Source organism: Leisingera sp. ANG-DT (genome assembly GCF_000813785.1).
In the GTDB taxonomy this organism is placed as follows: domain Bacteria; phylum Pseudomonadota; class Alphaproteobacteria; order Rhodobacterales; family Rhodobacteraceae; genus Leisingera.
In genome coordinates this window covers 12,825-31,286 of the sequence record NZ_JWLE01000019.1, presented here as the reverse complement: position 1 = coordinate 31,286, position 18,462 = coordinate 12,825, and the positions used below count along the sequence as shown (strand labels likewise).

General features: G+C 65.8%; 17 protein-coding genes. 9 read left to right on the top strand and 8 right to left on the bottom strand.

What is annotated here, in order from left to right; genetic code table 11:
- Positions 1–78: 78 nt before the first annotated feature.
- From RA21_RS15145 to RA21_RS15110, 8 genes are all read right to left on the bottom strand, one after another.
- On the bottom strand, positions 79–849 hold the full coding sequence (locus RA21_RS15145; protein ID WP_039150370.1) for a hypothetical protein: 771 nt from the start codon (positions 847–849) through the stop codon (positions 79–81).
- The gene (locus tag RA21_RS15140; RefSeq protein WP_019296519.1) at positions 849–1,226 is read right to left on the bottom strand and encodes a hypothetical protein; all 378 of its coding nucleotides are present in this window, start codon (positions 1,224–1,226) and stop codon (positions 849–851) included. Before RA21_RS15140 ends, RA21_RS15145 begins: the two co-directional genes overlap by 1 nt.
- 60 nt (positions 1,227–1,286) lie before the next feature.
- Positions 1,287–2,249: a dynamin family protein gene (locus RA21_RS15135; protein WP_039150367.1), complete on the bottom strand. Its 963-nt coding sequence runs from the start codon at positions 2,247–2,249 to the stop codon at positions 1,287–1,289.
- Positions 2,246–4,306 carry a dynamin family protein gene (locus tag RA21_RS15130; protein WP_039150365.1) on the bottom strand — a complete coding sequence of 687 codons (2,061 nt, stop codon included), beginning with the start codon at positions 4,304–4,306 and terminating at the stop codon, positions 2,246–2,248. The genes RA21_RS15135 and RA21_RS15130 overlap by 4 nt, the downstream gene beginning before the upstream one ends.
- A 77-nt stretch (positions 4,307–4,383) precedes the next feature.
- On the bottom strand, positions 4,384–5,574 hold the full coding sequence (locus RA21_RS15125; RefSeq protein ID WP_039150362.1) for a hypothetical protein: 1,191 nt from the start codon (positions 5,572–5,574) through the stop codon (positions 4,384–4,386).
- Complete coding sequence (locus RA21_RS15120; RefSeq protein WP_039150359.1) at positions 5,571–6,542, bottom strand: PP2C family protein-serine/threonine phosphatase; 972 nt, start codon at positions 6,540–6,542, stop codon at positions 5,571–5,573. The genes RA21_RS15125 and RA21_RS15120 overlap by 4 nt, the downstream gene beginning before the upstream one ends.
- The gene (locus RA21_RS23185) at positions 6,526–7,857 is read right to left on the bottom strand and encodes an FHA domain-containing protein (protein WP_052257673.1); all 1,332 of its coding nucleotides are present in this window, start codon (positions 7,855–7,857) and stop codon (positions 6,526–6,528) included. The genes RA21_RS15120 and RA21_RS23185 overlap by 17 nt, the downstream gene beginning before the upstream one ends.
- Positions 7,858–7,868: 11 nt before the next feature.
- Positions 7,869–9,188 (bottom strand): serine/threonine protein kinase, encoded by a 1,320-nt coding sequence (locus RA21_RS15110; protein WP_039150356.1) that lies wholly within the window; start codon positions 9,186–9,188, stop codon positions 7,869–7,871.
- 390 nt (positions 9,189–9,578) lie between these two features.
- On the opposite strand from RA21_RS15110, the gene ehuR reads away from it, so the two are divergent.
- The 9 genes from ehuR (at position 9,579) to doeA (ending at position 18,462) form a co-directional block, all read left to right on the top strand.
- Positions 9,579–10,973, top strand: a complete 1,395-nt coding sequence (gene ehuR / locus RA21_RS15105) for a MocR-like ectoine utilization transcription factor EhuR (protein WP_039150353.1) — start codon at positions 9,579–9,581, stop codon at positions 10,971–10,973.
- A gap of 95 nt (positions 10,974–11,068) precedes the next feature.
- Complete coding sequence (locus RA21_RS15100) at positions 11,069–12,085, top strand: TRAP transporter substrate-binding protein (RefSeq protein WP_019296511.1); 1,017 nt, start codon at positions 11,069–11,071, stop codon at positions 12,083–12,085.
- 70 nt (positions 12,086–12,155) lie between these two features.
- A complete protein-coding gene (locus RA21_RS15095) occupies positions 12,156–12,722 on the top strand; it encodes a TRAP transporter small permease (protein WP_019296510.1) in 567 nt (188 codons plus the stop codon).
- A 10-nt stretch (positions 12,723–12,732) separates the two neighbouring features.
- Positions 12,733–14,019 (top strand): TRAP transporter large permease, encoded by a 1,287-nt coding sequence (locus tag RA21_RS15090; protein WP_039150350.1) that lies wholly within the window; start codon positions 12,733–12,735, stop codon positions 14,017–14,019.
- A gap of 12 nt (positions 14,020–14,031) precedes the next feature.
- Positions 14,032–14,469, top strand: coding sequence for a universal stress protein (locus RA21_RS15085; RefSeq protein WP_039150347.1), 438 nt, complete (start codon positions 14,032–14,034; stop codon positions 14,467–14,469).
- Positions 14,470–14,479: 10 nt separating this feature from the next.
- The gene (gene eutA / locus RA21_RS15080) at positions 14,480–15,244 is read left to right on the top strand and encodes an ectoine utilization protein EutA (RefSeq protein ID WP_039150344.1); all 765 of its coding nucleotides are present in this window, start codon (positions 14,480–14,482) and stop codon (positions 15,242–15,244) included.
- A gap of 18 nt (positions 15,245–15,262) precedes the next feature.
- Positions 15,263–16,270, top strand: coding sequence for a hydroxyectoine utilization dehydratase EutB (eutB, locus tag RA21_RS15075; RefSeq protein ID WP_039150342.1), 1,008 nt, complete (start codon positions 15,263–15,265; stop codon positions 16,268–16,270).
- The gene (gene eutC / locus RA21_RS15070; RefSeq protein WP_039150339.1) at positions 16,263–17,255 is read left to right on the top strand and encodes an ectoine utilization protein EutC; all 993 of its coding nucleotides are present in this window, start codon (positions 16,263–16,265) and stop codon (positions 17,253–17,255) included. Before eutB ends, eutC begins: the two co-directional genes overlap by 8 nt.
- Before the next feature lie 19 nt (positions 17,256–17,274).
- Positions 17,275–18,462: an ectoine hydrolase DoeA gene (gene doeA, locus RA21_RS15065; protein ID WP_019296504.1), complete on the top strand. Its 1,188-nt coding sequence runs from the start codon at positions 17,275–17,277 to the stop codon at positions 18,460–18,462.

The following is an 18,462-nucleotide window of genomic DNA, read 5'->3' as shown; positions in this document are numbered from 1 at the left end:
GGCGGATGGCAATCGCGCAGGCGCTCTAATGCACCCCCAACGCAGGTGATGCCTGATTTTTAGGCAAGGCCGGGGATGTCAGCGGTAGAGGCTGCACCAGATGGCCATCAGGGTACGGGCAGCTTCCGGCGGCAATGCCAGGAGCAGCAAGGCGCCGCCGTCGGAGGCCGCGAGGATGTGCAGTTGCGGCGTGACCGGCAGCAGCAGGCAGTCCGGTTTTGGCACAGGCATCCGGGCAGAGGCGGGGCGGGCCGATTTGGAGGTGAGCGCCTTTCGTACCGCATCCAGCCGGGTGAGCAGCGCGTCCGAGCCGCCCGCCTGCGTCTGTGCGCTGTGTCGCGGGCAGTGAAGCCATGCAACAGCCTGCACTTCGGCTTGGGCGCGAAACTTGTCCAGCCGGCTGCTGCTGCCCCCTGCGGTCAGGGCGGCGGCCAAGGTCCCTGCGGTGCAGCTGCCCGCACCTTGCGGCACGGCGCAAGGCCGGCGGCGGAAACTGAAAGCCTGATCCCGGGCCTGAGCATCCAGTTGCCGCAGGCGGGCAGCAAAGAGCTGGGCTGCGGCTTCCGGATCCTCGGCAGCAGTGGAGGGGTCCGTGCAGCCGTTCAGGCGGATGCCTGCAAGCCTCCGATGCACCACAGTGAGGACCGCGGCGGGCTGCTGGCGGATGTAAAGGATGATTTCGCGCGGCAGCACGGTATCGCGGATTTCGCGCAGCACTGCGGCGCCGAGACTGTCTGTCGCCTCTGCACCGGCAGTGCCGCCGGGTTGCGCCAGCCGGACCAGCGCCTGCTGCAGGGCTGAGGCGGCGGCACTGCCAGGCCGCGGGGGGCGCTGCGCGGGAGTCGCCATCACATACCGCCTTTCTGGCGCGCGAGCAGCTGCCGGGCCGGGGCCGCCAACCGGGCGGCGGCCTCTGCGTCGTCGCAGATACACAGCACAGCATCGCCGGAGCCGCCACCAGCGCGCAGGAACAGGCGAGCCTCGCCCGGGGCGAGCAGCAGAACGTCATCCGCGGGCGTATTGGCGGCGCCGCCGGCCTGAACTGCTGCATCCAATGCCAGGAAGCCGCGGCGGGCCTGCTGGCAAAGGTCGTCGAGATATTCCTGCGGATGGCCGCCATCGCTGCTGCTGCGCAGGACAATGCTGGCGCCGAGGTCGCCAAAGGCGGCCAGGCGGCAGCCGGGTTCAAAATGGCGCAGGGCGTCGAGCTGGCGGGCAAGGGTCATGGCCTATCCCAGCCGCGCGGTGGTGCATCAAATCGAGCAGGTGCTGGCAGCATGGCGGCGTCAGTCTCCGTCAGTGGGGGGTTCGGGGCGCTGGCTGCGCCGGGAGGGGGCAGAGACCCGGCGCGGCATCACCCGGGGGCCCTCATTGGCGGCGGCCGCCTGAAGCTGCAGCTGTGCCTGAGGGTCCGCCTGGGGGCTGCTATCGCGCATCCCGCCGATGTCCAGCACCTCTGCCCGCAGCTGCTGGTCCGGCTGCAGCGCCTCCGTGGCAGTGGCAGGCTTCAACGCAGGGCGGGGACGGTGCGGCTGCGCCCAGTTCAAGAGCAGGTCGACCAGGTATTCGATGAACCCGTCAGCGCCGCTGGTCTTCCAGGCCTCCATATCCTCGCCCGCGGCCAGCGCCTGGCTGAGCGACAGCGGGAACACCGCATTGAAGCCATCGCCGGTTTCCTTCTGTACCCGGCGCAGCACCCGGTCACGGTCGCGCGGGGTCTTGAGCTTGTCGAAATGGGTAATCAGCAGGGTGCTGGGGGCGTCGAGCCGGGCAGAGATTTCCTCCCATACCGCCGCTTCTGACTGGCGCCAGGCCTGGGTGGCATGGGTGCACCAGATCACGCTGTCCACCTCCGGCAGCAGGTTCTGCCAAACGCTGGCGGGCATGTTGGGGTCGGAGATCCCGGGCATGTCGATCAGATCGCAGAGCTCCAGCGCCTCGGCCGGCAGAGTCAGGCGGATCAGTGCGGTGGTTTCCAGCGGCACATCGTCCAGATCCTCCAGCCGCACGGGGGTCTCGCTGCCGTCGGTGCCGGTCAGGCAGGCGCCCTCCGCCCCGTGAGAGATCCAGACCGGCGGCAGGCGGGTGGCGGTGACGCGGGTGGGCAGCGGCTGCTGGCCCACCAGCAGATTGGTGAGAGTGCTTTTGCCGGCGCTGAATTCGCCCATCAGCGCCAGCCGCGGCTTGCGGGCCGGGGCGGGTTCGGGAGGCAGCGGCGCCGGGGCGTGCTGGGCAGTCTGATACGTCATGCGGTGAAACTCCTGAGTGTTTCCAAGGCAGTAGTCGTCTGAGTCTGCTGATAGCGGGCCTCGTCGCCCGCAAACAGCGCCTGCATGTCGCCGCCGCCGCGGCGGCAATCGGCGATCTCGAGCAGGATGTCACGCTGGCCGTCGAAGAAGCCCTGCAGCCGCGCGAGGACAGCGGCGCGGACGTCGGCGGTCTGCACTGTCTTGAGCTGGGTCATGAAATCCTCGGTCTCGCCTTCGATCAGGCTGCGGAACTGTTTGGCAAAGGCCTTGTAGCCGCGGGTGCGGCGCCACCAGGAAGCCCACCAGCTGTCGTTGAAATCCAGCGCGATTGACTGAGCCAGCGCCACCGGGGAGGCAGGCTGGGGCACGTCGGGTACTGCCAGCTGGATGCCCTCCACTGCCGGGCCGAAACCGTCATAGAGCAGCTCCGCCACATCCTGCACCGCAGCCTCGTAGCGATTCTGCGCAGCAGATTGCAGACGGCTGGTCATCACCGAGTAGGCAGAGCGCAACAGCATCCGCAGCCCGGCTGGGTCGTATTCCCAGTGGCAATCCTCGCCCCATTTTTCCAAATGGTCGATCAGCGCGTGGGTGGCACGGTCGGTGAAGGTGGCATGGGCCCGGTCGGCGCGGTCGCGGAAAGCATTGAGCACCTGGCCGGCCTCTGCGTCCATTGCCTCCAGATGGGTCTGGCAGATGTCTTCGAAGGCGGTGCGGACGTCGTGCATATTGGCACCGCCTGTGCTGCCTTCACCCTGCACCAGGATTGCATTGGCGGCCTGCTGGCCTGTGGCGGCTGTGGTGGCGGTGGCGGCAATGCGCTGCAACAGCGGCGTGCCCAGGTCGGCAACGATGCGCTCGGACACGGCGCGGTTCAGGGCCGGGAGGCCTGACAGCTCCCACACCATGTTCTGGGGGGTGGCCTTGGCATGGGAGGCATTGACCGAGGCCTCGGCCCAATTCAGCAGCGCGGCAGAGCTGGACGGGTCCATATCCTCCAGCCCGCCGGTCAGCACCTGGTTGGCCCAGTAAGCACTGCCGAAGATGATCTCGGCCTCCTGCGGCCCATGGTGGGTTTCCAGCGTCTGGCGGATGCTGGCCTCGATCTCGGCAATCTGGTTTGCTGGATCGGCCAGCTCATCAATGCGGTTGACAAAAATCACCACCTCACGCGACTTGAGGTTGGAGATCATCCGGATCAGCCCCATGTCGACAGAGGTCAGCGCCTGTCCCGCCGACAGCACCACCACGCAGATGCGGCTGTCGCGGATCGCCTGGATGGTGATCTGTTCGCGCATCATGAAGGTGTCGTTGACGCCCGGCGTGTCGCGCAGGCACAGCCGGTGCGGCACCGAGCGGCTGTTGAGGAACAGATCGGCGGCGCGGGTGATGTCGGCAAAGCGGCCCTGTTCGTCCACCGTGCCCGGCTCCTCGTCGCCGAAGTCATCGCCCAGGCAGATGTAGCGTTCGATCAGGTTCTTGTCGAAATAGCCATAGTCGTGCTTCTGCCCCATCAAAAGTTCGAACTTGCGGCCCAGACGCTGGCGGGAGCGGTCGCGCATTTCCTCTATCTGGGTGCGGATTTTCTGCAGTTCGCTATCCGCGCCGGCGCGGCCAGCCATTTCGCCGATGCGGCCGCCCTTGGTGGTCAGCCGGTCCCACTCATCTTCGGTCATGAACTGGAAACAGGCCTTGTTCCCGGTGCGGGTCTCGCCCGGCTCCAGGTGCAGCGAGGTCACAACCGAGGTCCAGGGGTTCACGTCTGACGGCAGCAGGTCGGCCCAGCCGGCCATCGCATTGACCAGCGAGGTCTTGCCGGATTTCACCTGCCCCAGCAGAGTGACGCTGGGCTCGAAGGTTCCCAGTTCCTCCTGCAAGCGGGTCAGGCTGCGCTTCACCCGTTCACCCGACACGCCGCGCAGGGTAGCCAGCGCACCATCGAGCCGCCGCGCCTTGCGGGCGAAATCCGCCAGCGGCTCCAGCCCGGCGCCGAGGTTGGTGGGGCGGGCGGAGGCGCGGATGTCGGTGGCGCTCTCGATCTGGTTTTCCATGTTCATGGCGGGGCCTGTATTTCGTGTCCTGCTTCGGAGTTTTGGTCTGCTGCCCGGCACGCGGGTCTCGGGGTTTTGCGCCCCTATCCGGGCGGCTCTACCATCAGTTCCTTCTTCAGCTGGATCAGCAGGGTCACCGCATCGACGGCGGCGTCCTCATCCTGTTCCAGCTGGCACAGCATCAGCATTTCCTCGCCGTCCTGCGCGGCCTCGCGGGCAGCCTCCACCGCGGCGCTGGCAGGCATAGCGTCGAGCGATTGGGACAGGCTGCGGATCATCTCCATGCATTGCGCCAGGACCGGGGCGGCCTTGGGGCCGCCGACGGCTTCGGCCTCGGCCAGCATCGCCTCGGCACCGGTTTGCAGCTGATCCAGCGCGGCGGCCAGGCTGGCAGCCTGCGGTGCGGCGGCAGCCGCCGGCGCCGGAACAGCAGGCGCAGTCTCAGCTGGCAGGGTGCCGCCGAACTGGCGGATCAGCAGCTCTGCCTGATCAACGTCAGAGGCGCGGCCCTGGTCGACCTGGCGCTGGATATCCTCGCTCAGCTGCCTGCCTCCGCTGGAACGCCACAGCCCGTCCTGCGGGGCCCCGGCGGTGCGGGCGGTCAGCCCCTGGATCGCGGCAACCGGGTAGACGCCCAGAAACTCCTCTGCCGCCACCGGCTCCAGCGTTTCGATCAAGGCAGGCAGGGTGCCGCGCATCACCAGACGGTCGGCCATGGTGAGCACGAGGAAACTGTGATCCTTGGTGCTGTCCGGCACCGCGGCCCAGAGCGCCTGTTCACCTGCGGTGAATTCCTGGCTGCACCACAGGATGATGTCGGCGCTGGCGGCGGCCTGCTGCAGCATGTCTTGCCGCTCGGATTGCGGACCTGCCAGCGGCAGTTCGCGGTAGCTGTGCCAGCGCAGGCGCGGATCGGTCAGAGTCTGGCGCACCCGGCAGGCGTCCTGCGGCAGCTCCATCTGCGCCAGCAAGCCGGACATTTGCAGCCGCTTGCCCGCGGCAGTCTCAATTTCTGCCATTTCCTCGGTGCCATAACAGACATCAACCAGCAGGCCGCCGCCGTTGCGGCCGATCACAACCCGGCCAAGCAGCATGTCGATGAGGGCGGATTTACCGCTGCCGGCAGCCCCTGCAACCGCCACCCGCACCGGCTGGCGCAGGCGCTGCAACAGCTTGCTGCCCCAGCCGCTGACCTCCGTCGGCAGACAGCCCGCGCTGAGGGTCTGTTCCAGCTGGCCTGCCAGCGGGCTTATGTCTCTTTGAGGAAGGCTCACGCGGATGCATCCGTTTTGCTGCGGCCCGCCTCCGGCGCGTCGCGCCAGGAGGATGCGGCCATGAAGGTGACAACCCGTCGGCCTGCGCGCTGGCGTGCGGCGGCGGGTTCGGGCGGCTGCTGTTCCGGCGCTGGCGCCGCAGGAGCGCCTGCAACGGCAGGTCCAGGCGCCCGCGGGTCAAACGGCTTGATCACGCAGAAAGCCGCGTTGTCCTGCTCCGGCGCGTCCAGCGCCTCCAGCCGCCGCATCAGCGCCGCACCGATGCGGGCGCTTGAGCTGTGGCATTCGGCGGCCAGCACTTCGGCAATCTCCTCCTCTGCCAGGAACAAGAGTCCGTCGCTAGCGGCCAGCACGATGTCGCCGTGTTGCAGCCGCACCGGTGCGCTGCGGCAGTCGACCAGCGGTATATCGGCGCCGGTCAGCACCGAGGTGACGCAATGGCGGTCCGGGTGGACGGCGGCCTCAGCCGGGTCCAGGCGGCCGCGGGCGACCAGCTTCTCCAGCTCCGCCGCCATCGAATGATCGGCGTTGAGGCGGATCAGGGCACCGTCGCGGAACAGGTACAGCGGTGAATCCCCTACCGAAATCCAGTAGAGCCGGTCGCGGAACAGCACCGGCGCCAGCAGGGTGGCACCCATGCCCTGCGCCTGCACCTGAGGCTGGTGGCTGGCATATTCGCCCAAGCACGCGTTGGCGCCGTCGGCCGCGCTGTGCAGCACCGCGCCGATGGCGGGCTCCAGCTGCTCCGGCTCGCCGGTGCGCAGCTTCAGCTCCGCAAACACCTCCGTCACCACGATCCTGGCGGCCACATCGCCGGCCGCGTGCCCGCCCATGCCGTCGGCCAGCACCGCAAAGCCGGTGCCGGCGCCAGCCAGGAAATCGGCGGCGACAGCATCTTCCTGACGCTCACGGCGGCCCTGGCTGATGGCCGTTGCGGCGTCGTACTCCAGGTCAGCGGAATGCAGCATTGGAACCTTCACCTTGCTGCGGCTGATCCCAGCCGAAAGAGGCACCGCACAGAGGCACGAACCGCAGGGTGGTTTCGCCGATGCGGATCTCGTCGCCGGCCGCCAATTCTTCGGTGCTGAGCACCGGGCGGCTGTTGCGGCGCACCAGGTTGGCCTTGCCGCCGTGGCCGATGTAAAACGCCTTCTGCTCTGCGTCGTAGGCGATGGCGGCGTGGTTGTCGCGCGAGATGCTGTTGTCGCCGAAATCCAGCCGCACGGTCTGATCCTCGCCGCGGCCAATGACCGTCACACCGCTGAACAGAGTAAAGGCAGCACCGCGGCCCGGCCCCTGCACAACCGCCAGCCAGCCGACCGGGAATTGGGTGTAGCCGGGCGCAGCCTCCTCGGTGCTGCGCGCGAACGGGTCGCTGCCGGGCGCCTGGGCCGGGCTAAAACCAAGAAGTCGGGTTTTAACCCGGCCCGCGCGGCTGGCGCCGCGGCCCATCGAGGGCGCGGGCACGTCGATCGGTGCCGCGGCCGCATGCGGATCCTGCGGCTCAGCGGCCTGCGGAGCAGGCGCGGTTTTCTGCGGCGCCTCGGCTGCAGGCGGGGGGGCTGACTGCATCTGAGGTACAGGGGCTGGCTGTGCCTCTGCGGGGGCCGGCGCGGGTGCATCCATTCCGTATTGAGGTTGCGGGGCCGGTTCAGGTAGCAGTTCCGGTTCGGGCTGCACTTCCGGCTGAGGGGCAGATGCGGACTTGCGGTGGAAAACCCGGTAGCTTTCAGGTTGCTCCGCGGCGGGCTCCTGCTGCTGCAGGCGGCTGAAGTCCGGCTCCTCCGCAAAGGCGTCCAGTTCCTCGCCGTCTTCCGCCTCCATATAGGCTTCTACTTCTGAAGCGGCGGCGAAGGGATCATCACTCTCAGCATACTCCTGGGCCGCGGCGGCGGAACCCGGATCCAGAGCCGCGTCCTGCGCCTGTTCACGGGCAAAGAAGGCGGCGATGGCGTCGTCCTCCGGCCCTGGCTCGCCCAGACTGTCCAGATACTCCTCCGCGCTGTCCTGCGGCCCGTCCTGACGGGCGCCTTCCGGGCTGTCTTCCTCCAGGAAATCCTCGGGCAGAACATAGTCCTCTGCCGCGGTCTCCGGCTCCGGGTCCAGCTGGAAACCGCGGTCCAGGCTGAAAGGCACGCTGGGCTGCTCTGCCTCAGGTGCAGCAGCGAGACTGTCAAACGGGTCGCGCGCAGGCGGCTGCACCGGTTCGGCGGCGGGGTGGCCTGCAGCCTCCGCCCGCACCCGTTCCCGCTTCTCACCGATGATATCCTTGATGAATTTCATTGCCGTTCCCTTCAGTTCTTAACGGTTGCCGGGGTGCCGTCCTGGAACCCGAAAATTCTGCGCAGGCGGCCTGCGAATGTGGGTTTGTCCGCTTCTGCGCCGCTGTCTGCTGCCGAAGCCGGCGGCTGTTCGGCGGCAGGCGCGTTGCGGCTGCGCCGCGTGCGGGCGTCTTCCTCCGCCAGCCAGGCTTCCAGATCGCTGACCGGCTCGCCAAACAGGTTGACCATCTGGCGGGGGGCTTCTGGCTCAGCGGCGGGCACCGGCTCCTTGCGCGCGGTGCGCGGCTGGCCGGGAGTCAGGCTGGAGTTGGTCGCGGCCACCAGGTCGGCGATGGTTGCGTCCAGAGCGCCATTATCGGCAGGGTCAGGATCTTCGCCCGGCATGCCCGCAGCCTCCGCCACCGGATCCCCGGCATCGCATTCCGCCAGCATCTCTGCCCAGGCGCGGGTGGACTGGAACCGTTCGGCGGGCGGCACCGACATCGCCTGGTCAACAGTGGCCAGCAATGCCGGATCCGCTGCCCAAGGCCCGCCCAGCAGCGGCGGGCAAGGGTCGGGGTTGCCCGCCATCACCGCATTCAGCCGCTGCTGGCTGCCCGCGGGCGGTTCCCCGGTGATCAGGTAATAGAAGGTGGCGCCGAGCGCATAGATATCGCAGGCCGGGCGCTGTGGCAGGTCGGGCTTGTACAGCTCATGCGCCGAATAGCCGTCCTTGACCGCCAGCAGCATCGGCAGTGCGGTATCGTCCTTGGGGGTGCTGCCCGCCGCGGCGCCGAAGTCGATCAGCGTCAGGGTGCCATCCTGGCCCAACAGCAGATTGTCGGGTGAGATGTCGCGGTGCAGAATGCCCAGCTTGTGCACGCAGCCTAGCGCCTCCAGCGCCTGGGTCAGGATCTGCCGCAGCACCGGCGCGGTCAGCCGGTCCGGCTGCTCCTCACGCACGGTCAGCAGGTCGAGCCCGTCGATGAACTCCATCGCGATATAGGCGGTCTGGTTTTCCTTGAAGACCTGATGCACGCCGACGATGCCGGGATGCTCGGCGCGGGCCAGCAGATGCGCCTCGCGCAGGAAGGCGCGCAGCACGTTGCGGCAGGACTTGGCGTGTTCCGGCGCCGACGGTTCCCCCCCCGGCCCGTTACGGCGGCAAAGCCCCGCCGGAAAGCATTCCTTGATCCCCCCCCGCCGCTCCAGGCTGTCGCGCGCCAGATAGGTGATGCCGAAGCCGCCGCTGATCAGCGGGCGCTCAATCTGGTACTGGCCCTGAAGCAGCTTGAAGCCGCAGGGCAGTTCGCAGGTGTGCGCCGGATCGGCGGAAGATAGGTCGTGCGGCACGGCGTCATTTCCTCCTGGCAGCTCGGTCCCCGGCCAAAAGGGCGCGGGCGGACCTTAACGCTGCCGGCGGAATGGGGAATGTTCACGGCTCCATTCGGGCAATTGCGGCAGATCCGCCGTATTTTCGCCGCAATCCTCTCAAAAGGGCAGCAAACATTGGGTTAACAGCGCACCGGCTAGTTGCTTTGAAGTTAGTTAAACTGCAGGGCTATCTCCCCCGGCGGAGGCCCGCCGCACAGAACGGGCCGTTCTGGTATCGGCAACAGACCCTCAGGGCCGCGATACAGACCGGACCCCTGCAAACGCACTGGCTGCAGCTGATTCTCCGCAAAAACAACTTGGCAGGAAATTGTGATGGGCTTTGCAGCCAATCACCGGTACAATTGTCGCATGACAATATGGTACCCTGACCCCGCCAGCCTGACCCCGCCCCTGCACGCCAGCCTTACGCAAGCCATTGCCAGGGCCATATCGGACGGCAGGCTCCCCAAGGGCACGCAGCTGCCGACCCACCGCAAAATGGCTGAGGAACTAGGGCTTAGCGTGCACACCGTGAGCAAGGCATATGAGGGGCTGCGCAGGCAGCGCCTGATCGACGGCCAAGTCGGGCGTGGCAGCTATGTTCTGGACCCCGATACGAATAATGACCAGCCGTTTCAGCTGAGTTCGGAACAGGGCGGCGGCTTTGACCTGTCGATCTCGCGGCCACTGTTTTCGCAACAGCACGCGGAGCGGTTCCAGCAGGCCCTGGCGGAACTGCCGGAGGCGCTGGATCCGAGCTACTTCCTGTCGTGCCGTCCGAACGTGGGTCATGACTTGCACCGGGCTGCCGGGGCAGAGTGGCTGAGGATCTGCGGGCTGGAGGTGGCGGCAGAGCGGATCATAATGACCAACGGTGTGAGCCACGGCATGTCGGCGGCGCTGTCGGCGCTGACCCGGCCGGGCGACACGGTGGTGTCGGACAAGATCACCCATCACCTGTTGGTGTCGGGCTGTTCCTATCTGGGGCTGACCCTGGCCGGACTGGAGACGGACAGCGATGGCATTCTGCCGGACGCTCTGGAGCGTTACTGCCGGGAGCAATCGCCCAAAGTGCTGTTTTTGCTGCCGTCTCTGGCCAACTCTACTGCCGGGATGATGCCGGAAGAGCGTCGCAGGGTGCTGGTGGGGATTGCCCGCAAATATGATCTACACATCATCGAAAACGATGCCTTCGGCCCGGTGGCGGAGGACCGCCCCGTGCCGGTTTCGGCGCTGGCGCCGGAGCGGTCGATTTACCTGACGACCTTCACCAAATGCACGGTGTCGGGGCTGCGCGCCGGTTACCTGGCGGCGCCGGAGCATCTTCTTCCTGCGCTGACCGGGCGGATTGTCGTGTTCGGCTGGATGGCGACACCCCTGATGTGCGAGCTGGCCACCCGCTGGGTGCAGGACGGCACCGCGCTGGAGCTGGCCCAGTGGCAGCGCCGGGCTCTGGCGGAGCGGTATGCCATTGCCGAAGAGGTGTTGCAGGGCTGGGACTGGCAGGGGCATCCGTCGGCGCTGCACCTGTGGCTGCCGCTGACCGCAGGCTGGACCACCGCCAGCTTTGTCTCTTACGCGCAGGAGCTGAAAGTGGCGGTCGCCCCGGATGCGCCGTTCCTGACGCCCAAAACCCCGCCGCAGAACGCGGTGCGGGTGTCGCTGGGCAGCGTGCAGGATCAGGACCGCTTCCGCCAAGCGCTGGAGCTGATCGCCGGAATGCTGGGCCGCCCGCCGGAAGGGGTCGCGCCCTTCACATACTGATTGTCCTGCAACAATAAAAAAATTGACATGCAGTACAATTCCTCTCAAGTCTGTCGCAGCGGTGCTCAGGCACCGGTGAGACTTGGGAGGAAATCATGGCTCAGACAGTCACATTCAGCTTCGCCGCCCTGGCGGCGGCGGGCATTGCCCTGGCGGGCAGCGCGGCGCAGGCGGACACTTGGCGCTATGCCTTTGAGGAGGCGATGACCGATGTGCAGGGCGTCTATGCGCAGAAGTTCAAGGAAGAGATCGAGGCGCACTCGGATCACGAGATCCAGCTGTTCCCCTATGGCACCCTAGGCGAATCCGCCGACATCATGGAGCAGACCCAGGACGGCATCCTGCAGTTCGTCGACCAATCGCCGGGCTTTACCGGCTCCTTGATCCCTGAGGCACAGGTGTTCTTTGTGCCCTATCTGCTGCCGACCGATCAGGACCACCTGGCGCGCTTCTACAAGGAGAGCAAGGCGATCAACGGTATGTTCAAGCCGCTTTATGCCGATCAGGGGCTGGAGCTCTTGAACATGTTCCCCGAGGGCGAGGTGGCGATGACCACCAAGACGCCGGTGACCACCTGCACCGATCTGGACGAGGTGAAGTTCCGGGTGATGACCAACCCGCTGCTGGTCGAAAGCTACAAGGCCTTTGGCGCCACCCCGACGCCGCTGCCGTGGGGCGAGGTTTACGGCGGTTTGCAGACCAATGTGATCCAGGGGCAGGAGAACCCGACGTTCTTCCTCTACTCGACCAAGATCTACGAGGTCACCGATTACATCACCTATGCCGGCCACAACAATTTCACCACCGCAGTGATGGCCAACAAGGACTTCTACGACGGCCTCTCCCCCGAGGATCAGCAGCTGGTGCAGGATGCGGCCACGGCAGCCTATGACCACACCGTGGTTTACCAGCAGCAGGCGGCAGAGACCGAGCTGGCCAAGATCATGGAGGCCAAGCCTGAGATGCAGGTGACGGTGCTGACCGACGAGCAGCGCAGCTGCTTCAAGGAGGCCGCGGCAGAGGTTGAAGCCAAGTTCATCGAGATGACCGGCGACAGCGGCGCTGCGATCCTGGAGCAGATGAAAGCGGATCTAGCGGCCACCGCCAACTGAGGCCTTCACTGCAATCGCTGCTGAGCAGGTATTGCCTGCTCAGCGGTGCGCAGACCTCGGGGAGGAAGGAATGCACCAGACACATGACTCCGCGCTGCCCGGTTTCCTGGGTGTGATCGACAGCGCCATCAGCCGCATCGAGTCGTTCCTGCTGGCCGCCGGCGTGCTGCTGATGGCGGCCAATACCGTGGCCAATGTGGTGGGCCGCTTTGTGCTGGGAAACTCGATCTTCTTTTCCGAAGAGCTGAACCGGATCCTGATCATCCTGATCACCTTTGCCGGCATCAGCTATGCCGCCCGCAATGCCCGCCACATCCGGATGTCGGCGGTCTATGATCTGCTGCCGCCGCATCTGCGCAAGGTGATGGTGGTGGTGATTTCGCTGGTCACCGCGGGTTTCATGTTCCTGCTGTGCTTCTACGCGGTGAAATACATCGGCGCGCAGGCGTCGCGCGGGCGTGTTCTGCCCGCCCTGCAGATCCCGGTCTGGGTCATCCTGGTCTGGGTGCCTGCGGGCTTCTTCATGACCGGCGCCCAGTACCTGCTGACCGCTGTGCGCAATCTGACGTCCCCCGGCATCTATCTCTCGACCCATGTGCAGGAGGGGTACGAGGACGCAGAAGAAATCGAAATTTGAGGACGGACCCATGGCTGCAACCATTTTTCTGACCATGATTGTCCTGCTCCTGCTGGGCTTTCCGATGATGATCCCGCTGATTGCCGGCGCGTTCATCGGCTTTCTGATGCTGTTCGGCGATCTCGCCCGGACAGAGACCATGGTGCAGCAGATGCTGGCGGGAATCCGGCCTGCATCGCTGATTGCGGTGCCGATGTTCATCTTTGCCGCCGACATCATGACCCGCGGCCAGTCGGCCGGGCGGCTGATCAATGTCGTGATGGCCTATGTGGGGCATATCCGCGGCGGGCTGGCGATTTCCACCGCCGCCGCCTGCACCATGTTCGGCGCGGTGTCGGGATCGACTCAAGCAACCGTCGTCGCCATCGGTTCGCCGCTGCGGCCGCGGATGCTGCAGGCGGGGTACAAGGACAGCTTTGTGCTGGCCCTGATCGTCAATGCCAGCGACATCGCTTTCCTCATCCCGCCGTCGATCGGCATGATCATCTACGGCGTGGTCTCCAGCACCTCGATTGCCGAGCTGTTCATTGCGGGCATCGGGCCGGGGCTGCTGATCCTGCTGCTGTTTTCCGCCTATGCCTACATCTATGCCGTGCGCAACAATGTACCGGCAGAGCCCAAAGCCAGCTGGGGCGAGCGGCTGAGGACTATGCAGCAGGCGCTGTGGCCGATGGGGTTCCCGGTGATCATCATCGGCGGCATCTACGGCGGCGTGTTCAGCCCGACCGAGGCGGCAGCGGCCTGTGTGCTCTATGCGCTGGTCCTGGAGGTGCTGGTGTTCCGCTCGATGACGCTGGTGGATGTCTATGACACCGCCAAATCCACCGGGCTGATCACTGCCATCGTGTTCATCCTGGTGGGGGCTGGAGCAGCGTTTTCCTGGGTGATCTCCTTCGCACAGGTGCCGCAGCAGATCCTCGGCGCCATCGGCATTGCCGAGATGGGCGCCATCGGGGTGCTGTTTGTGATCTCCATCGCGTTTTTCATCGGCTGCATGTTCGTCGACCCCATCGTGGTGATCCTGGTGCTGGTGCCGGTGTTTGCGCCGGTAGTGAAATCGGTTGGGCTGGACCCGGTGCTGGTCGGCACCATCATCACCCTGCAGGTTGCCATTGGCTCTGCTACGCCGCCGTTCGGCTGCGATATCTTCACCGCGATTGCCGTGTTCAAACGCCCCTATGCCGAGGTGGTGCGCGGCACGCCGCCGTTCATTCTGATGCTTTTGGGGGTGTCGGTGGCGCTGATCTTCTTCCCGCAGATTGCGCTGTTCCTGCGCGACCTGGCCTTTGCCAAGTAAGGAGGCGCGGCGATGTTCACATCCATTCTGGTGCCCTTTGACGGCTCCCAAGGGGCGGAGGCCGCGCTCGCCAAGGCGGCAGAGCTGGCGCAGCTATGCGGTGCGGAACTGACCCTGCTGACGGTCTACCGCCACCACTCGCTGCTGGAGGCTTCGATGCATGTGGTGCGCCCGGATCAGCCCGAGGATCTGGACGAAATCATGCGCAGCCACGCCAAGGAGGTGGCCGAGCGCGGCAAGGCGCTGGCGGTGGAGGGCGGTGTTCAAAGCCCCCGCGCCTTTGTCAAAGGCGGCCCGGTGGCGCGCACCATCACCAGCTTTGCCAAGGAGCATGGGCACGACCTCATTGTGATCGGCAGCCGCGGACTTGGCTCATTGGAGGGCGTCCTGCTGGGCAGCGTCTCACACAAGGTGACGAGCCTGGCGGAAACCCCGGTTCTTGTTGTTTAGGAAGCAGAAAATGGCTCTTGATATCCATGCCACGCCCTCACGGTCCCCAGCACGGCTGGACGACCGCCCGGTGCCCAAGCGGATCGCGCTGGTGGCATTGGCGACCGACCACACGTCAGAGCGCGACTTTGCCCGGCTCTGCGACCCGGACCGGGTGGGCGTCTATGTGAACCGCATCAAATTCGAGAACCCGACCACCCGGGAAACGCTGCTGCAGACCGGCCCGCGGCTGGCTGAGGCCGCAGCGCAGATCCTGCCGGGGGAAGCGGTGGATGTGGTGGCCTATGGCTGCACCGCGGCCTCCATCGTCTTGGGCAACGATGCAGTGACTCGGTATCTGAACGCGGCCAAGCCGGACACGCCTTGCGTCACCCCCAGCTCTGCCGCGTTTGATGCGTTTGCCGCGCTGGGGGCCAAGCGGGTGTCACTGCTGACCCCCTACAGCCCCGCAGTCACCGAAGAGATGGCAGAGTATTTTTCGGCGCACGGGCCGGAGGTGGTGAATGCCGCCTGTTTCGGTCTGACCGACGACCGCCAGATGGCGCGGATCTCCGAGGACAGCATCATCGAGGCGGGGATTGCCGCCTGCGATGCAGGGGCTGATGCGCTGTTTTTGTCCTGCACCGCACTGCGCGCCGCTGCTTGCGTGCAGCGGATCGAGGACCAGCTGGGCAAGCCGGTGGTCAGCTCAAACCAGGCGATGGTCTGGCGCTGTCTGCGGCTGGCCGGGGTAACGGATAAGGTGCCGGGCTACGGCCGGCTGTTTGAACTCTAACAAGACAAGACAGCTTCAATGACTGAGAAAATCACCCTTCAGGACAGCTATCAGGCCCGGGCGCGGATCGCCGCGCGGGTCCGGCGGACGGCGATGGCGCCCTCACCTGTGCTAAGCGCACGGAGCGGCGGGCAGGTCTCTCTGAAGCTGGAAAGCAGCCAGATCACCGGCAGTTTCAAGCTGCGAGGAGCAACCAATGCGGTGCTGGCCCTGAGCGAAGAGCAGCGCGCGGCGGGAGTGGTTGGCGTCTCCACCGGCAACCACGGGCGCGGGCTGGCCTATGCGGCGGCGCAGGCCGGGGTGCGCTGCATCATCTGCATGTCGGAACTGGTGCCGCAAAACAAGGTCGAGGGCATCAAGTCCCACGGCGCCGAGGTTCGGGTCATAGGCCGGTCGCAGGATGATGCTCAGGTGGAGGTCGACCGGCTGGTGGCCGGGGGCATGACCATGCTGCCGCCGTTCGACCACCGCGATATCATTGCCGGGCAAAGCACCGTGGCGCTGGAAATGCTGGAGCAGGCGCCGGATCTGGAGACGGTGCTGGTGCCCTTGTCGGGCGGCGGGCTGATTTCCGGCGTGGCGATGGTGATGAAGGCGGTGAACCCGGCGATCCGGGTGATCGGTGTCAGCATGGAGCGCGGCGCTGCGATGCACGCCAGCCTGCAGGCCGGCAGGCCGGTGCAGGTTGAGGAGCTGCCGACGCTGGCGGATTCGCTCGGTGGCGGGATCGGGCTGGAAAATGCCTATACCTTTGAAATGACAAAGGCATTCGTCGATGATGTGGTGCTGGTCTCCGAGACGGAAATCGCGGCCGCCATCCGCCATGCCTATTTCGAGGAGCGGCTGGTGATCGAGGGCTCCGGCAGTGTTGGTATTGCGGCGCTGCTGGCGGGCAAGATAGGCAATCCAGGGCGCTGTGCGGTGCTGGTGAGCGGCCAGAACATCGCCATGGACCTGCACAAGCGCATCATCGATGGTGAAGATGTGGATGTGGCGGCGGAGAGCAAGGGAGGCGCGGATGCCTGACATCAAGATCCTGACCGAAGCGGAGCTGCGCGATCTGGTGCCGCTGGACGCGGATGCGGTGGACTGTGTCGAGCAGGGCTTCACCACTCTTGCCGGCGGCAAGGTTGTGATGCCGCCGATCATGACGCTGCCGGTGCCCGATCACAACGGCGAGGTCTGCGTGAAGACCGCCTATGTGCCGGGGATCGACAGCTTTGCGATGAAGATGAGCCCGGGGTTTTTCGACAACCCCAAGCTGGGCCTGCCCAGCACCACAGGGTTGATGGTGGTGTTTTCCAGCCGAACCGGCCTTTTAGAGGCGCTGCTTCTGGACAATGGCTATCTCACTGATGTGCGCACCGCTGCGGCGGGGGCGGTCGCAGCGCGCCACCTCGCGCGGGCGGATGCGTCCCGCGTCTGCATTATTGGCGCAGGTGTGCAAGCGCGGATACAGCTGAAAGCAATGACCTTGGTGCGCGGCATTCAAAACGCCGTCATCTGGGCGCGGGAAAGCGCCAAGGCAGAGGCCGCGGCGGCCAGCCTGCGCAGCGAGCTGGGAATTGATGTCACCGCCGCTGCCGACATCGCGCAGGCGGTTGCCGGGGCGGATATTGTCGTCACCACAACCCCAGCAGCCGACCCTGTGGTCCAGGCGGAATGGCTGCGGCCCGGCCAGCTGGTGATCGCCATGGGCTCCGACCAGGAGCACAAAGGCGAGCTGGAGCCTGCCTGTCTGACCAAGGCGGACCTCTATGTGCCCGACAGCCAGGCGCAATGCGCCGTCAAGGGCGAGCTGCGCAGCGCCATCGCCGCGGGGCTGATCGCCGGGCACCAGAGCTTTACGGAACTGGGGGTCATCTCGTCAGGGCAGGCCCCCGGCCGCCAGTCGGACAACGAACTGATCATTGCCGACCTAACAGGAACCGGTGTGCAGGACACCGCCATCGCAACGCTTGCAGGCTCCCGCGCTGATGCGGCGGGGGCTGGCGCCACTTTCACCAGCTGATCAACCAGGAACCACGCATATGGCAGACCCCAAGCTGTATTTCTCCCGCGCAGAATATCAGGCGCGCCTCGACAAGACCCGGGCCGAAATGTCCCGCCGCGGGCTTGACCTTCTGATCGTCACCGATCCCTCAAACATGAACTGGCTGACCGGCTATGACGGCTGGTCCTTCTATGTGCATCAATGCGTTGTCGTCGGCTTGGACGGTGAGCCGGTCTGGTACGGGCGCGGCCAGGACGCCAATGGCGCCTTGCGCACATGCTGGATGGAGCCTGCAAACATCATCGGCTACCCGGATCACTACGTGCAGTCGACCGAGCGCCACCCGATGGATTACCTGTCGGCGCAACTGAAAGACCGTGGGCTGGACGGCGGCGCGGTCGGCGTTGAGATGGACAATTACTATTTCACCGCCGCGGCCTATGCATCCCTGCAAAAGCACCTGCCGAATGCGCGGTTCGGCGATGCAAACGCGCTGGTAAACTGGCAGCGGGCGGTGAAATCCGAGGCCGAGCTGACCTACATGCGGCAGGCGGGCAAGATTGTGGAGCGGATGCACCAGAGGATCTTTGAGCGTGTCGAACCGGGGATGCGCAAATGCGATCTGGTGGCCGATATCTATGACGCCGGCCTGCGCTATGACGCGGAGCTTGGCTTTGGCGGCGACTACCCGGCGATTGTGCCGCTGCTGCCCTCCGGCTCTGACGCGGCTGCGCCGCATCTGACCTGGGACGACCTGCCGATGAAATCCGGCGAGGGCACGTTTTTCGAGATCGCAGGCGTGGTCCACCGCTACCACTGCCCGCTGTCGCGCACCGTGTTCCTGGGCAAGCCGACGCAGACCTTCCTGGACGCCGAAAAGGCCGTGCTGGAGGGGATGGAGGCCGGGCTGGAAATGGCCAAGGCCGGCAACACCTGCGAGGATATCGCCAAGGCGTTTTTCAAGGTGCTGAAGACATACGGCATCGAAAAGGACAACCGCACCGGCTATCCGATCGGCGTTTCCTACCCGCCGGACTGGGGCGAGCGCACCATGTCGCTGCGCCCGGGTGACACCACGGTCCTAGAGGAGAACATGACCTTCCACTTCATGACCGGCCTCTGGATGGAGGATTGGGGATTTGAGATCACCGAAAGCATTCGCATCGGGGCGAACGGGCCGGAATGCCTGTCCGATGTGCCGCGCAAGATGTTCGTGAAGGACTGA

Bases quoted from the DNA above. Each gene is read 5' to 3' on its own strand.
- RA21_RS15145 (WP_039150370.1), bottom strand. From the start codon at position 849: ATGGCGACTCCCGCGCAGCGCCCCCCGCGGCCTGGCAGTGCCGCCGCC.
- RA21_RS15140 (WP_019296519.1), bottom strand. From the start codon at position 1,226: ATGACCCTTGCCCGCCAGCTCGACGCCCTGCGCCATTTTGAACCCGGC.
- RA21_RS15135 (WP_039150367.1), bottom strand. From the start codon at position 2,249: ATGACGTATCAGACTGCCCAGCACGCCCCGGCGCCGCTGCCTCCCGAA.
- RA21_RS15130 (WP_039150365.1), bottom strand. From the start codon at position 4,306: ATGAACATGGAAAACCAGATCGAGAGCGCCACCGACATCCGCGCCTCC.
- RA21_RS15120 (WP_039150359.1), bottom strand. From the start codon at position 6,542: ATGCTGCATTCCGCTGACCTGGAGTACGACGCCGCAACGGCCATCAGC.
- RA21_RS23185 (WP_052257673.1), bottom strand. From the start codon at position 7,857: ATGAAATTCATCAAGGATATCATCGGTGAGAAGCGGGAACGGGTGCGG.
- ehuR (WP_039150353.1), top strand. From the start codon at position 9,579: ATGACAATATGGTACCCTGACCCCGCCAGCCTGACCCCGCCCCTGCAC.
- RA21_RS15100 (WP_019296511.1), top strand. From the start codon at position 11,069: ATGGCTCAGACAGTCACATTCAGCTTCGCCGCCCTGGCGGCGGCGGGC.
- RA21_RS15095 (WP_019296510.1), top strand. From the start codon at position 12,156: ATGCACCAGACACATGACTCCGCGCTGCCCGGTTTCCTGGGTGTGATC.
- RA21_RS15090 (WP_039150350.1), top strand. From the start codon at position 12,733: ATGGCTGCAACCATTTTTCTGACCATGATTGTCCTGCTCCTGCTGGGC.
- RA21_RS15085 (WP_039150347.1), top strand. From the start codon at position 14,032: ATGTTCACATCCATTCTGGTGCCCTTTGACGGCTCCCAAGGGGCGGAG.
- eutA (WP_039150344.1), top strand. From the start codon at position 14,480: ATGGCTCTTGATATCCATGCCACGCCCTCACGGTCCCCAGCACGGCTG.
- eutB (WP_039150342.1), top strand. From the start codon at position 15,263: ATGACTGAGAAAATCACCCTTCAGGACAGCTATCAGGCCCGGGCGCGG.
- eutC (WP_039150339.1), top strand. From the start codon at position 16,263: ATGCCTGACATCAAGATCCTGACCGAAGCGGAGCTGCGCGATCTGGTG.
- doeA (WP_019296504.1), top strand. From the start codon at position 17,275: ATGGCAGACCCCAAGCTGTATTTCTCCCGCGCAGAATATCAGGCGCGC.